The following is a 14,563-nucleotide window of genomic DNA, read 5'->3' on the forward strand; positions in this document are numbered from 1 at the left end:
TTTTTAATACATTTTGTTGGCCTCCTGTTCATCAATGGGCAGGTCCTGTTCGTGCAGGTCTACCATTCTTTGTGCTTTTTCCACCAGCATGTCTTTCAACAACTGCGGCCGGTGCACCTTGATCTTGTCCAGGCCATAACCAAGGAAGCCCACCAGCTCGCGGCCGATGCTGCATTGCAGGTGCAACATATAATTCCCGTTCTCCAGCTGGCGCCATTGCTGCGAGTGATGCCAGAAATAGCGCATCCACGACTCGCCGTAAGCCTTGGTGTATTCTATTTCGATGTCATAAACCTGGTCGTCAATGGGGTCGGAAATGCCAAAGAGCAAGCCCATTTTTTCATGAAAGCTATCCGTGAGGTTCTTCCGGTTGAACTTGGTATTGGTAAGGTGAAAGCGGGTGTTTCTGTCAATGGGAAAGATGATCAGTTTTTCCATGTTGTTGAAGCCCGCCATATAGGTGCGGCCCCGGTGAAATACCAGTTGCATGGGTTGCAGCGCCAGTGGAAAATCGGACTCGGTAACATGCATATTTGCCGAGTTGATACCCACCGATTCAATAACGATCATCCGGTTGTTGTGCAGCGCCCAGATGTAATCTTCAATCAACTGGTGTTCGGCCTCGTCGTATAGCTGCGCAAAAAAGTTGGTGCGGTGCAGGTATAGCTCGTTGGCCTGTATGAACTGCTGGTACTTGCTTTTGGAAAAGGCTTTGTAGATGATCTGTTCAAACTTGTTGATAGAAGCCCGGCGTTGCTGTACAATGGTGGCCGGTGCAAAGTTCTTCAGCAGGAAGAAGGAATTGATATCATACTGCGAAATGTTTTCCAGCCCGTCTTCGTATTCCAGCTTCCAGGTTTTGCGGTTCTTTTCATCCACAAACTCTACTACGTTTTCGCCTTCGGCAATTTGCAGGCTTTGCAAGGTGATGAGATCGCGGTACAACTGGCGGCTGCTTACCTCGATGCCTACGCTGTCGGTCCAGTGCTTGATGATTTCAATGGTGACCGGCCCCCTGCGCAGGCGGTTGTATATGCGGATAAGGCGCTCCATTCGTGCAGACATAGTAAGGGTGTGCTTCGAAAGCTTTGGTGTTTCGTTGGTCAATAAGGTGTCGAATTTCCGGAAAATACAGCTATCTGCACCTGCTATTTTCGGACCAGCGCTATGGCTTGCTTGAACTGCTGCTTTTTTCCCTGCAGATTGAAGAGCTCCACCAGCAGGATATAACTGCCTTGGGGCAAAAGGCTGTTGTTGTCGCCCAGCCCATCCCAGCGCCAGTTGCCGCTTTGTGCCAGGGTCTGGTTTTGTACCAGGTAGCGCACCCTGCGGCCGCCGATGTCAAAAAGGGTCACATTGGCTACATAGTTGGGCGCATCCAAAGCGTAATTGATGGTACAGAAATCATCAAAGCCATCGCCGTCAGGCGAAACCAATTTGGGTGCAATGCTGATGGCAGCATTACTGATTCCTGTTTGTTGGTACTGCGTGTTGCGATAAGTGGGTGTGCCAAAACCTGCACTTGCAGCCGCTGATGTCCAGTTGTATTGCGCCTGTGTGGGTTTTTCCGGATCGATGCGCTCCAATGCCACGCCGGCATCATCGCTGAGGAGGGCAAAATGCCAGTTTTTATTGTAAGCTAGTTCATCTATGGTACCACTTTGTGCAGTCAATAAGGCGGTACTTCCTTTGTCGTCGGGCAGGGAGGGGAGTTCATTTATTTGCAACAGCGCACCAGGCTCTTTTACTAAATACTGCCGCAGTATGGCATTGCGGTCTTCTGTCAACACCAGGTAATTGCCGGGAAAAAGATAGCGCGGTGTGGTACTGATTTGCTGCAAATTGCTGAAGCCGCTACCGTTGCGGTTGGCCAGCCATAAGCCGGAACAGTCGATGATCTTTTTGCTCCGGTTGTACAACTCCACGTAATCGCTGCCATCATCTTTTGGATTGAACAAAATTTCGTTGACAATGATATCGCCTTTTTCTGCTGCAAGGGGCAAACCTGCAGGTGCAGTATTGTCACTTGTGATTCTATTGCCTGCACAATCGGTAAGGTTGGAAACAGCCACGGTGTACTGCTGTCCCCGTTGCAGCGGGCTGTTTAACTGTAGTAAAATCGAATGGAATAATGGCGCTTGTGGTATTGCCTGGCGGATGGCAATTGCAGGTGTAAGCTGGTAGGTAGCACGAACAACAGCAAGGCTATCCAGGCTTTCACTAAACCGAAGCAACAGCTTTGTGGAATCGGGTGCAGTGATTTCGGTAAGTGCTGGCGGGGTATGATCGGGATTGAGCGCTTTTACCGAATTGGCGCTGCCGGGTGTGCCGCCAGTTGCATCTACAGCTGCTTTCCAGTTGGTACTGCCACCACAAGCGTTGGCAGCATCCATCATTTCAAGACTCCAGCCCCCTTCGGCTTTTACCGGGTTTTGGTACCAGCTTTTATCGTATTCCAGCACATGAATGGTATGTCCTGCAGCATTGCGCAACAGCAGGGTGGTGCCTTCGTTGGGTAATGCCGGAAAGGAGGTGAGGCCAATGGTATTGGAGGCAAACAGGGCTGCATTGGTGCGGCTGGTAACAATTACCAGGCTATCGGGCTGAAGGAGGTAGGAAGGGAAGGCGCTGCTGGTGGTTGAAGCGGTTTGCAGGCGCCAGCCCTGCAGGTTGATGGCGCTGCTGCTGGTATTGCGCAATTCAATGTATTCCGCATCGGGCAGGCCAACGGCAGGAGTGGGATCGGCAAAGATTTCGTGTATTAAAACGATATGCCGTTGAGCAGGAACAAGTAAAAATGCGGCAAGTAAAAAAAGCAGGCAGCAAGTTTTGGCAAACATGCAACTTAAGTTAGCACAGAGATTCCATCTCTTCAAGAGATGGAATCTCTAACTCTTTTAACCCCTGCAAACCTGCATTCATCTAAATTTTACCCTCTTTTCTTGCATTTTTTGGAACAGGAACCATTTTGCAATACATTCGCTACCGCAATGACGATCCAGAAACACATTAAGCGTACTAAGAAACACAACTCCACTGGGGAAGGTGCCTAACGCTGCATGTGTACAAACATAGTAACGAGCCTTCCCCCAACAGGGAAGGCTTTTTTTATCGCCAAACAAAAAAGAACCAAACAAAAATGAAAGTTGCTGTTGTGGGCGCAACCGGCCTGGTGGGCACCAAAATGCTTCAGGTACTGGAAGAGCGCAATTTCCCGGTAAGCGAACTGCTGCCCGTAGCCTCAGAACGCTCGGTAGGTAAAGAAGTATTGTACAAAGGCAAGCCTTACAAGGTGGTGAGCATGGAAGATGCCATTGCTGCCAAGCCCGCACTGGCGCTGTTTTCGGCCGGCGGCTCCACTTCGCTGGAGTGGGCGCCCAAGTTTGCCGAAGCCGGTATCACCGTAGTAGACAACTCCTCGGCATGGCGTATGGACCCCACCAAACCCCTGGTGGTACCCGAAGTGAATGCCGACGCACTCACTGCCACCGATAAGATCATTGCCAACCCCAACTGCTCTACCATCCAGATGGTGGTGGCCCTCAACCCCCTGCATAAAAAATACGGCATCAAGCGCATCGTGGTAAGCACCTACCAGAGCGTTACCGGTACCGGTAAAAAAGCGGTTGACCAGCTGATGGGCGAACGTGCCAAGGCAGTTGCCGGCGCACAGGACGAGTATCCCATGGCCTACAAATATCCCATCGACCTGAATGTAATTCCCCAGATCGACGTGTTCCTCGACAACGGCTACACCAAGGAGGAAATGAAGATGGTGAACGAGACCAAGAAAATTATGCGCGACGAGTCCATTCGCGTTACTTCTACCACCGTTCGTATCCCTGTAATGGGTGGCCACAGCGAAAGCATCAATATTGAGTTTGAAAAGGACTTCGACCTCGCTGAAGTAAAAGAACTGCTGCGCACCTCGCCCGGTGTAACCCTGGTGGATGATCCTGCCAACGGAGGTTACCCTATGCCCATGGATGCCCACGAAAAAGACGATGTATTCGTAGGCCGCCTGCGCCGCGACGAAAGCAATCCCAATACCCTCAACCTGTGGTGTGTGAGCGACAACCTGCGCAAGGGCGCCGCTACCAATGCCGTGCAGATAGCGGAGTACCTGGCAGCGCAGGGATTGTTGGGATAGAGAGCGTTGGAAGTCCGGAAAGACAGTAAAGTCCGGAAAGACGGAAAAGACAGAAAAGACGAGAGAGACAGAAAAGAGTAAATACAAAAATGCCGGAGTGTTTTACTCCGGCATTTTGATTTTGCAATTTATTGCTGCGTTGCTGTTTAGAAGGAAAAGTTCAAATAAAAACCTCGTCTTTCCGGACTTTACTGACTTTTCCGTCTTTACTCTCTCTCCCGTCTTTCCTGTCTTCCAACTACTGGTACATCACACTCAACGCCACCTGCTCATTGGCATCCAAATCGGCCTGTACGGCACGCAGCTTGGCTTTGATGGCATCGAGGGAATGTTTGCCCAGGGGCAAGCGCAGGGTTTTGCCTTCGCCGTGTACAAAATCAACGATGGCATGGGCACCTTTTACCGGGTCGCCTTCCTGGCGGCCGTCGATGCGGCTGATATAGTGGTACATCTGCGCTACAGGCGTGGTCTTGTATTCGTCCATGCGGGTTCCTGCCAGCTTCACCGAGCTGCCTGCAAACTGGGTGCGGAAGGGACCAGGCTGCACAATGGTAACTTTAATGCCGAAGGGACTTACTTCCTGCGCCAGGGCTTCATTAAATCCTTCGAGGGCAAACTTACTGGCATTGTATATACCAAAACCACCGGTTGCTTTAAACCCAGCAGCGGAAGAAATAGCCAGGATATGCCCGGACTTCTGCTCCCGCATCAGGGGCAGCACCGCCTTGGTAAGGGCTACGGCGCCAAAGAAATTGGTTTCAAACTGGTCGCGGACTTCCTGCATCGAAAACTCTTCCACAGCCCCGATGGTGCCATAACCTGCATTGTTCACCAGCACGTCGATGCGGCCAAACTGCTGCAGGGCACGCTGCACGGCGGCTTCGATTTGTGCGGGCTGGGTTACATCCAGCAGTACGCCGAGGCCTTTACCCTGGTGGGCTATGGTAAAATCGCTAGCCTGTGCCGCCTTGCGGAAGGTGGCAACTACCTGGTCGCCACGATCAATGGCTGCTTTTGCCAACTCGGCACCAAAGCCACTGGAGGCCCCGGTGATAAACCAAACTTTATTCATGTATGCTTGAAGTTTTTGGATGAGTAATGTTCGGTGTTGAAACAAACAAGTGGGAGCATGGTTGGCTGATCTTAAACCTATAAGGTCTTGAAGACCTTATAGGTTTTTTAAATACACTTGACAGGTTTTAAAACCTGTCGGGTGTAACTGGCTTAACCCAAATCATCCACCACGCGGTTCAAAAAGCAAAGCAGCGGGTGCAAAGCCTTGAATGCGGCTACCGTTTTCTTGTGCAGGCCTGCTGTGGTCAGCTCTTCATCTTTCACCGGTGTTTCAGCAATAAAGCTTTTGAACTTGAGGTAGCTGATGGCTGGATGGTCTTTTTCATACCCCTTGGGCGTGGTAATCAATTCCGTTTCGGGGCTGCGGTACAGGTCGCCAAACATCTTTTTGAAATCGTCGGCTGCCAGCAATCCCTGGAACTCCTCCCAGCAGTAATCAATTTCCTGTCGGGTAGCCTTCAACTGCGCTGCTTCGGGCATCCACAAACCGCCGCCCACAAAGCATTTGCCTGGCTCCAAGTGAAAATAATAGCCAGCAAAAGGCGACTTTTTGCCACCCCTCTTAATGCTGGCACCCATTGCTGTTTTGTAAGGCGATTTATCTTTTGAAAAACGCACATCGCGGTTGATGCGGAACAGGCAGTCGCGGGCCTGTGTGCCGGCAATGCTGGCATCGGTGCGTTGCAGGTCGTCGATAGCCAGTTGTATAAAATTCTGGAAGTCGATGCGGGCTGCTTCGTAATCCTTGCGGTGTGCGTCAAACCAGGGTTTATGATTGTTTTGCTCCAGCTGCTGGAGAAAGCGGAGGGTTTGGGGTTCTAACATGGGGGCAAATTAGGAAATGTGCCCATTAGCTAATTAGCCAATGTGCTAATGATTACAGTGCAGCCAAAGCAATGCTTTCGCGCAACAAAAAAGTCAAGACTAAACTGCAAACCAGCCTAACCTTGACTTTATATTATTTAAATGCTAAAATGTTGATGCACCTTTCTTGTTAGCACATTAGCACATTTTTCAATTAGCTAATTACCTACACGCTTCCCCAGTTTTCCCCGCTTTTGATGCGGTAAAGGGTCATTTCGCTTACGGAGTACTTGTCGGCGATCTGCTTGATGGTGAGTTTGCGCTTATCGCTGCTAAGCATATCCTTGATGCGGCGCACCTGGGCAGCCGTAAGTTTGAGCCCCACAGTTCTATTGGCCTGTCGCTCTTTGTAAGCAATTTTCGCCGGGCTTTTTTGCTGGTGGGCAATCATCTCCTCAAGGGTGGCCCATTTGAGGTTCTTGATATGATTATCCAGCTTGTTGTGATTTTTATGAATCACGTATTTGTGCTTGGGCGAGGGCTTCGGCAAAAACAGCTTGGCAATTTCACGGTGGATGTACAGGGTGCCTTTATTGTCGGGGCGGTGCAGGTTGAGGGTACGGTAGCCGGTGGTAATGGAGCCATTCAGCAGTTTGCCATCCTCCAGCACCTCTTCACGGAAAGAGGCAATGCGGCCCTGGCTGCTTACGGCATACCGGTTGCGCAGGCTGGTGCTGCCGCTAAACTTCATCGTTTTCCAAACCTCGCCATTTATTTTCCTGATCATAATTTAGTTTTTGACCTGAACAGAAAAACAGTTTTCAGGCCTTAGAAACGGTATAAATTTCATGCCTAAAAAGGGTAGGAGCAGGGTGACGGCAGGGGTGCGGAAAACAGTTGCGGACATACTGGCCGCAGTACTGCCAATTTAAGCCAGCACAGCGATTAAAAAAAAGCAGCGGCCTTCCTTTTTCGCCGGAAGGCCGCTGCTGTAGCGTTTTCTATCCATTTTCACTTGTGCCTGCCTGTTAAGGCTGTACCATTTTGAGGAACTCGTCCTCCGAAATGATGCGCACCGAATTGATCTTTTTTGCTTTCTCCAGTTTGCTGCCCGCATCTTCGCCCACCACCAGGTAGGAAAGCTTGCTGCTCACCCCCGAAACGATGGCACCACCATTGGCTTCTACCATCGCTTCCGCATCGCTGCGTTTCAGTTTGGCAAGGGTGCCGGTAAACAAAAACGTGAGCCCTTCGAGGTTGCCGCCGGTAGCATGTGTTTTCTGTTCGTTTTGCAACTGCAATCCCAGGCCTTCCAGCTCTTTGATCAGCGCAATATTGTCGTCGTTGCTGAAAAACTGGAACACGCTGGAGGCTACTTTGGGACCGATATCTTCCAGTGTCATCAGTTGCTCCTGCGAAAAGTGCTGCAACTCCAGCAAGTGGCTCACCGCATGCGCCAGGGTTTTGGCCGTGGTTTCGCCCACAAAGCGGATACCCAGGGCAAAGAGCAGGCGGTGCAGGGGTTGTGCTTTTGATTTTTCTATGGCAGATTGCAAATTGTCGATCGATTTTTTACCAAACCCTTCCAGCTTGCCGATCTCTTCAAAAGGCAGGCGGTACACATCGGCCAGGCTTTTCAACCAGCCCAGTTCGTAAAACTTCTTGATATTGGCATCGCCCAGGCCGCGGATGTCCATGGCATCTTTGGAGGCAAAATGCATCAGCCTTTCCAGTACTTGCGCCGAGCAGTTTAGGTTGGTGCAACGCCAGGCGGCTTCTTCCTCGGCGCGGTACAGCTCGTCGCCACAGGCAGGGCAGTGCGAAGGAAAAATGATCGGTTGTTCACTCCCGTTACGTACCTCGTGGAGCGATTTTACAATGTAGGGAATCACATCACCTGCCCTTTCCACCAGTACGGTATCGCCAATACGCAGGTCTTTTTCCCGGATCACGTCTTCGTTGAACAAGGATACGGAACCCACTGTTACACCACCAATGCTCACGGGTTCTATTTTGGCCACCGGCCCGATATTGCCGGTGCGACCCACCTGGTACTCTACACGCAGCAGTTTGCTGGTAGCCTGCCGGGCTTTGAACTTGTAGGCAATGGCCCAACGCGGGTGGTGGGTGGTCATGCCCAGCCGGTCGTGGAGGGCAAACTCGTTTACCTTGATCACCATGCCGTCGATCTCGTAGGGCAGGTCGTCGCGGTGGGCTTCAAAATCGTTGCAGTAATCAATCACCGCCTGTATGCCCTTGAGCACTTTCAGTTCGCGCATGGGGCTGCGGAAACCCTGGTCCCACAGCATTTGTAGGGCCTCCGAATGGGTGCGGGGTTCCTGTGCCCCGGCACCGGTGGTGGTATAATAGGAAATCTGGTAGGTAAATGCCTCCAGCCTGCGGCGGCGTACTTCCAGCGGGTCTTTAATTCGGAGCGAACCGGCAGCCGCATTGCGCGGGTTGGCCAGCGGTGGCGTGCCCTGCTCGGCAAGGGCTTCGTTGAACAGGCGGAAGTTCTGCTTGGTGATCAGCACCTCGCCGCGGATTTCCACGGTCTGCAATCCGTATTTGGAAAAATTGGCCGTGAGCGGAATGGTGCGGATCTGGCGCACATTGGGGGTGATGTCGTCGCCCTGCACGCCATCGCCACGGGTGGCGCCACGTACCAGCCGGTCGCCTTCGTATACCAGCGAAAGGGAAGCGCCGTCGAACTTGGGCTCCACGCAGTATTCTATTTCCGAAAGGCCGGTGCCTTCACGCACTTTCCGGTCAAAGTCGAGCAGGTCCTCGCTGTTATACGAGTTGTCGAGCGAAAGCATGGGCACCAGATGGGCCACCGTCGGGAAATCCTTGGTAAGGCCCTTGGCTACCCGCTGGGTAGGCGAATTCGGGATGATCAGGTCGGGGTTCTCGGTCTCCAGCTTTTCCAGCGATTTGTATAAAGTATCGTATTCAAAATCGGAAACCAGCGGGTCGGCCATTACGTAATAACGGTACTCGTGAAAACGCAACACCTCGCGGAGGGTATTGATATCATCCGTGGTGATGCCGCCCTGCTGGGCTGCTTTCAATAGGGCCGTGGTATGTTCCTGGATCTGGAGTAGTTGGCTGGTCATGCGGCGAAATTAGGGCCGCTGCTTTAAAGCAGATCAGAGAAATCTGCACGCCGGTTACGGGTAGCCATACCTTGGTTCAGTCGGATTGTGTCATCACTGGAAAACTGTAAAGATCAAGGCGCCAAAAACAAAAGACAGGGCATAAAAGCCCAGCAACACCATGGTAAGTACGCCCACGAATTTAAACAGGGACTTCAGGTTGGCAAAAGCCTGCGTCAGGGTTTCCTGGTCGTTAACCACCAGCGCGGTTTTGGTTTTATTGGCGAAACGGTAGAGGTTGCGACAGGGAAAGAAGTACAAAGCAGCCAGTAGGGCGTACACCATAGGAAACACCACCGGCAATATTGACCCTGTAAACGTTGCATTGGTAAAAGGTGCAAGTTGAGTGGCCATCACCAACCCAATGATGATGGCGGCCAGCACGCCCAGTCCAAGCATTACAAAACCAACAATGGCCAGGAACCTGCCCCAGCGGGCTGTTTCGAGGAGATAACTACGGCTTTCATCGTTGAGGTAAATCGGCTGCTGCGGTTTAAGGGGTTCCATGTTGTTTTGGTTTGTTGACCAAATATATTGGAAATGAGGCTGTAATCGGGGCACAAACCATTGGGCAAAAGCCTGGGTAACCTTCCTGGTATATTTGTTCGGCGGCTTTCCTAGTAGCCAAAATCATCAGGCTTTATTGGCGGTTTAATATTTTCTCCTAATTTGTGTCCTTAATACACGTTATAAACGTGTGCTTTGTACACAAAAAATGAAGATTCGGTTCATGAAGCGTCTCGCCCTGCTTGCTTGCCTCTGGCTGTTTACCCTGGTGGTTTCGGCCCAGCAACTCTTTTCCCCCGACAAAAACTTCCAACTTTCTTTCAGTCTTGCCGAGGGCGGTGTGCCCTCCTACACCCTGAGCTATAAGGGCAAGGCTGTGGTGCTGCCCAGCAAACTGGGTTTGGAATTAAAAGATGGAAAACATCTTACTTCGAGCTTCACCCTTGGCCCTACGCAAACAACCACTTTCGATGAAACCTGGGCGCCGGTATGGGGCGAGGTGAAAACCATCCGCAACCATTATAATGAACTGGCCGTAACCCTCAACCAGGCTGCCACCGGCCGTAAAATGGTGGTGCGCTTCCGCCTGTTTGATGATGGCCTTGGTTTCCGCTACGAGTTTCCGCAGCAAGACAAGCTGGTGTATTTCGTAGTAAAAGAAGAAAAGACCCAGTTTGCCATGGCCGGCGACCATACCGCTTTCTGGATTCCCGGCGACTACGACACGCAGGAGTACGATTACACTACTTCCAAACTGTCGGAGATCCGCGGCCTGATGCAAAAGGCGATCACGCCCAATGCTTCGCAAACACCTTTTTCGCCCACCGGTGTGCAAACTTCCCTGATGCTGAAGTCGGCGAACGGGTTGTATATCAACCTCCACGAGGCGGCCCTGGTCAACTACCCGGCCATGCACCTCAACCTGGATGATAAGCATATGGTGTTTGAGTCCTGGCTTACCCCCGATGCCAAGGGCGACAAAGGCTACCTGCAGGCGCCCTGCACCACGCCCTGGCGCACCGTGCTGGTGAGTAATGATGCCCGCGCCATTGCCGCTTCCAAAACCATTTACAACCTCAACGAGCCCAGCAAGATCAAGGATGTGAGCTGGATCAAACCGGTAAAATATGTAGGCGTTTGGTGGGAGATGATTACCGGCAAAAGCACCTGGGCCTATACCGACCAGTACCCTTCGGTGCAGCTGGGGGTAACGGATTTTAAAAACGCCAAACCCAACGGTAAGCACGGTGCCAATACCGCCAACGTAAAGAAGTACATCGACTTCGCTGCCAAACATGGCTTTGATGCCGTACTGGTAGAAGGCTGGAACGTGGGCTGGGAAGACTGGTTTGGCAACAGCAAGGATTATGTGTTCGACTTCGTTACTCCTTATCCCGACTTCGACGTGGCCGGCTTGCGCGACTATGCCCGGAGCAAGGGCGTAAAACTGATCATGCACCACGAAACCTCCGGCTCGGCACGCAATTACGAGCGCCACATGGACACCGCTTACAAGTTCATGAAGCAGTACGGCTACGATGCGGTGAAGAGTGGTTATGTGGGCAATATGCTGCCCCGCGGCGAGTACCACTACAGCCAGTGGATCAACAACCATTACCAATACGCCATCGAGAAGGCGGCCCAGTACCAGATCATGGTCAATGCCCACGAGGCTGTGCGCCCTACCGGTATTGCCCGCACCTGGCCCAACCTCATTGGCAACGAGGCCGCCCGCGGTACCGAGTACCAGAGCTTTGGCGGCTCCAAGCCCAACCACGTGGCCATCCTGCCCTTTACCCGTTTGCTGGGTGGCCCTATGGATTATACGCCCGGTATTTTTGAAATGGATTTGCGCAAGCTCAATCCCTCCAACGGCTCTTGGGTAAACAGCACTTTAGCCAACCAGTTGGCGCTGTATGTAACCCTGTACAGCCCCCTGCAAATGGCTGCCGACCTGCCCGAGCATTACGACCGCTTCCCCGATGCCTTCCAGTTTATTAAGGATGTGGCGGTGGATTGGGACGACAGCAAGTACCTGGAAGCCGAACCCGGCGCCTACCTCACTGTTGCACGCAAGGCAAAAGGTAAAAGCGACTGGTTTGTGGGCAGCGTAGGCGGCAATGATAGCCGTACTTCCACCATCGGGTTCGATTTCCTGGATGCAGGCAAAACCTATGTAGCCACCATCTATGCCGATGCGCCCACTGCGCATTTCAAAAACAACCCCCAAGCCTATACCATCCGGAAAGTGCTGGTAACCAATAAGTCGAAGCTTTCGCAGTTTGTCGCACCTGGTGGCGGTTATGCCATCAGTATCGTGGAAAGCGACAAAGCTGCCGTAAAAGGCCTGAAAAAACTTTAAACTCCTTTGTGTCTTAGCGCCTTTGCGAGCAATTTTCACGCAAAGGCGCAGCGGCGCAAAGCTTAACCTGGATAAACACCTCATAAAACCTTTATCGTGAATAAGAAGATTGCCCTTGCCTTCATTGCTTTCTCCGCCTTTGCGGGCTGCTCCAAAAAAAGCAGCACCGGCGGCGGAACACCCGAACCTGTTACCCCGCCTCCTGCCATTGAAGCAGCGGTGCCTGACCCCGCGGTGATGTTCCAGCCTTTTTACTGGGATGTGCCTGCGGGCGGTACCTGGTGGGACCACCTCAACGGCAAACTGGATTCCTGGAAGACTGCAGGCTTTACTGCACTTTGGATTCCGCCTATTTCAAAGGGGCAGAGTGGCCAGTACTCGATGGGCTATGATCCTTATGATTATTTCGATTTTGGCAAATACAACCAAATGGGCTCTGTTGAAACCCGCTTTGGGTCGGATGCTGAATTGCGCAGCCTTTTGAGCAATGCCAAAGCCAAGGGTTTCAAGTTGATTGCCGACATTGTGCTCAACCACAACTCGGGTGGCGAGTCGGAATTCAACCCAATTGCCAACAGTAATAACTGGACGAAGTTCAGGCCGTTGTCGGGTAAGTTCAACCGCAGTTACGAGCATTTCCACCCTAATGCCATTCATGCAAACGACGAGGATAAATTTGGCGGTTTTCCCGATCTCTGTCACCACTCCGACTATGTGAAAAACTGGTTCTGGGGCAGCCCCGAAAGTGTGGGCCGCTACTACCGGGACAGCCTGGGCTTTGACGGCTGGCGTTTTGATTTTGTAAAAGGCTTCAGCCCCGATGTGGTGAAGCAGTGGAATTCGGCCCTAGGCGGTTTCTCCATAGCTGAATACTGGGACGGCAACCTAGATTTGGTAAAAGCCTATGTGAATGCATCGGGCAGCGGCGCCTTCGATTTTCCGCTGATGTATGCCTTACGGGATGCCCTCAACGGCAGTGATCTTACTAAACTCGACGGCGCAGGGCTGATTGGTGTTAATCCCAGTAAGGCTTATACCTTCCTGGCCAACCACGATGTGGACGAGATCTTCCCGCAAAACAAGCTGAAAGCTTACGCCTTTATCCTGACCGCTGAGGGTACGCCTTTCGTGTTTTACAAAGACTTTGAAACTGTTGTGGACCAGTCTAAGTTGAACGAGTTGATCCAGATCCGTAAAAAGTTTGCTGCAGGCACCACCACCAAGCTGTACAGCAGTCGCACCGAGTTCATCTTCCGTAGAAACGGTACCCCCGGCCTGGTTACCTATATCAACAACGATGTGGTAGACGTGCAGCGCAAGGTGCAAACCACCTGGGCCAGCAAGGTGCTGAAAGATTATACCGGTGCCAACCCCGACATAACCACCGATGCCAGCGGTTTTGTAACGGTTGCCTGCAAGGCCAATAGCTATGCGGTATATGCGCCGAAATAGGTTTTTGGTTTCTTGTTTGGGGTTTGGGGTAAACTTTATAAAGTAAGAAGGAAAGACGAAACCTATTTTGATGTCATGTTTAAACAAGTTCGGCATGACATAGCCCCAACCCCCTTTCCTAAACACCAGCAGTTTTCTTAGCCGGCAACCCACATCCCCATAACAGCCCGGTTGGCAAAATGTGCTATCTTAAGCGCGGATTCATAAATAGAACCAAAACAGGAACGTTTTTTACGCAACTTCTATGCATCATAAGCTTGCTCAAATGAAAAATGCGGCGCTCGAAAAAAGCAGCCACCTTGAATATTTCAATATAGCCATCTCGGTAGACTGTGTGATTTTTGGTTACGAGGACAAACAGTTGAAGGTGCTGCTCATCAAGTCGGACCTGGAGGAGTTTGAAGGCATGTGGTCCCTGCTGGGCGACCTGGTGCGCCCCGACGAAGACCTGGAGGCGGCCTCCTACCGTGTGCTGCAGGAACGCACCGGCCTCGACGACGTGTACCTGGAACAGGTATACACTTTTGGCGCCACCGGCCGGCACCCTTCGGGCCGTGTAATTACCACGGCTTACTATGCACTGGTCAATATTCACACCTATAAACTGGCCAATACCGACAACGAACTGCACTGGCACCCGGTAAGTGAACTTGGCACCATGGCCTTCGATCATAAAAATATTGTCGACACCTGCCTCAAGCGCCTGCAGGAAGCGGTGTTGGAGCATCCCATTGTATTCAACCTGCTGCCCAAAAAGTTTTCGCTGCGCGAGCTACAGGATGTGTACGAAGCCATCCTGGGCGTTGAGCTCGACCGGCGTAATTTCCGCAAACGCATCACGCTTAAAGGCTGGCTCGACGACCTCAACGAAATGGAGGAAGATGTGCCCCACCGCCCGGGTAAGGTTTATTGCTTAAAGGAAGTTTTTGGGCGTCATGGTAAAAAAGCCCTCAAACCCGCACCAGTACTGCATTCCTGATACTTTAATATAGTTTGGATAAAAAAAATAGGCCGGATTTGTTCGGCCTATTTTGTTTTCACCTTAAATTGTGTCCTTAA

General features: G+C 51.7%; 11 protein-coding genes. 4 read left to right on the forward strand and 7 right to left on the reverse strand.

What is annotated here, in order from left to right; translation table 11 throughout:
* Nucleotides 1-3: 3 nt before the first annotated feature.
* Nucleotides 4-1,065, reverse strand: coding sequence for a helix-turn-helix transcriptional regulator (locus BUE76_RS03545; RefSeq protein WP_083596669.1), 1,062 nt, complete (start codon nt 1,063-1,065; stop codon nt 4-6).
* Nucleotides 1,066-1,148: 83 nt separating this feature from the next.
* Nucleotides 1,149-2,840, reverse strand: a complete 1,692-nt coding sequence (locus BUE76_RS03550) for a lamin tail domain-containing protein (RefSeq protein ID WP_073046964.1) — start codon at nt 2,838-2,840, stop codon at nt 1,149-1,151.
* Nucleotides 2,841-3,139: 299 nt separating this feature from the next.
* Between BUE76_RS03550 and BUE76_RS03555 the strand changes: the two genes are divergently transcribed.
* Nucleotides 3,140-4,150, forward strand: a complete 1,011-nt coding sequence (locus tag BUE76_RS03555) for an aspartate-semialdehyde dehydrogenase (protein WP_073047037.1) — start codon at nt 3,140-3,142, stop codon at nt 4,148-4,150.
* Nucleotides 4,151-4,388: 238 nt separating this feature from the next.
* On the opposite strand, the gene BUE76_RS03560 is transcribed toward BUE76_RS03555, so the two are convergent.
* The 5 genes from BUE76_RS03560 to BUE76_RS03580 all read right to left on the reverse strand — a co-directional run bounded on the left by BUE76_RS03560 (nt 4,389) and on the right by BUE76_RS03580 (nt 9,690).
* On the reverse strand, nt 4,389-5,222 hold the full coding sequence (locus BUE76_RS03560) for an oxidoreductase (RefSeq protein WP_073046961.1): 834 nt from the start codon (nt 5,220-5,222) through the stop codon (nt 4,389-4,391).
* Nucleotides 5,223-5,374: 152 nt separating this feature from the next.
* Nucleotides 5,375-6,049 carry a DUF2461 domain-containing protein gene (locus BUE76_RS03565; protein ID WP_073046958.1) on the reverse strand — a complete coding sequence of 225 codons (675 nt, stop codon included), beginning with the start codon at nt 6,047-6,049 and terminating at the stop codon, nt 5,375-5,377.
* Between the two features lie 205 nt (nt 6,050-6,254).
* The gene (locus BUE76_RS03570; protein ID WP_073046955.1) at nt 6,255-6,815 is read right to left on the reverse strand and encodes an NUMOD4 domain-containing protein; all 561 of its coding nucleotides are present in this window, start codon (nt 6,813-6,815) and stop codon (nt 6,255-6,257) included.
* Nucleotides 6,816-7,056: 241 nt separating this feature from the next.
* Nucleotides 7,057-9,144 (reverse strand): NAD-dependent DNA ligase LigA, encoded by a 2,088-nt coding sequence (gene ligA / locus BUE76_RS03575; RefSeq protein ID WP_073046952.1) that lies wholly within the window; start codon nt 9,142-9,144, stop codon nt 7,057-7,059.
* Nucleotides 9,145-9,237: 93 nt separating this feature from the next.
* Nucleotides 9,238-9,690 (reverse strand): DUF5362 family protein, encoded by a 453-nt coding sequence (locus BUE76_RS03580; RefSeq protein ID WP_073046950.1) that lies wholly within the window; start codon nt 9,688-9,690, stop codon nt 9,238-9,240.
* A 223-nt stretch (nt 9,691-9,913) separates the two neighbouring features.
* On the opposite strand from BUE76_RS03580, the gene BUE76_RS03585 reads away from it, so the two are divergent.
* The 3 genes from BUE76_RS03585 (at nt 9,914) to BUE76_RS03595 (ending at nt 14,483) form a co-directional block, all read left to right on the forward strand.
* Nucleotides 9,914-12,052 carry a glycoside hydrolase family 97 protein gene (locus tag BUE76_RS03585; RefSeq protein ID WP_143157436.1) on the forward strand — a complete coding sequence of 713 codons (2,139 nt, stop codon included), beginning with the start codon at nt 9,914-9,916 and terminating at the stop codon, nt 12,050-12,052.
* 96 nt (nt 12,053-12,148) lie between these two features.
* Complete coding sequence (locus tag BUE76_RS03590; RefSeq protein WP_073046944.1) at nt 12,149-13,504, forward strand: alpha-amylase domain-containing protein; 1,356 nt, start codon at nt 12,149-12,151, stop codon at nt 13,502-13,504.
* Nucleotides 13,505-13,769: 265 nt separating this feature from the next.
* Nucleotides 13,770-14,483, forward strand: a complete 714-nt coding sequence (locus BUE76_RS03595) for an NUDIX hydrolase (RefSeq protein WP_073046942.1) — start codon at nt 13,770-13,772, stop codon at nt 14,481-14,483.
* Nucleotides 14,484-14,563 lie beyond the last annotated feature (80 nt).

The organism is Cnuella takakiae, assembly GCF_001953305.1.
GTDB classification, from domain to species: Bacteria; Bacteroidota; Bacteroidia; order Chitinophagales; family Chitinophagaceae; genus Flavisolibacter; species Flavisolibacter takakiae.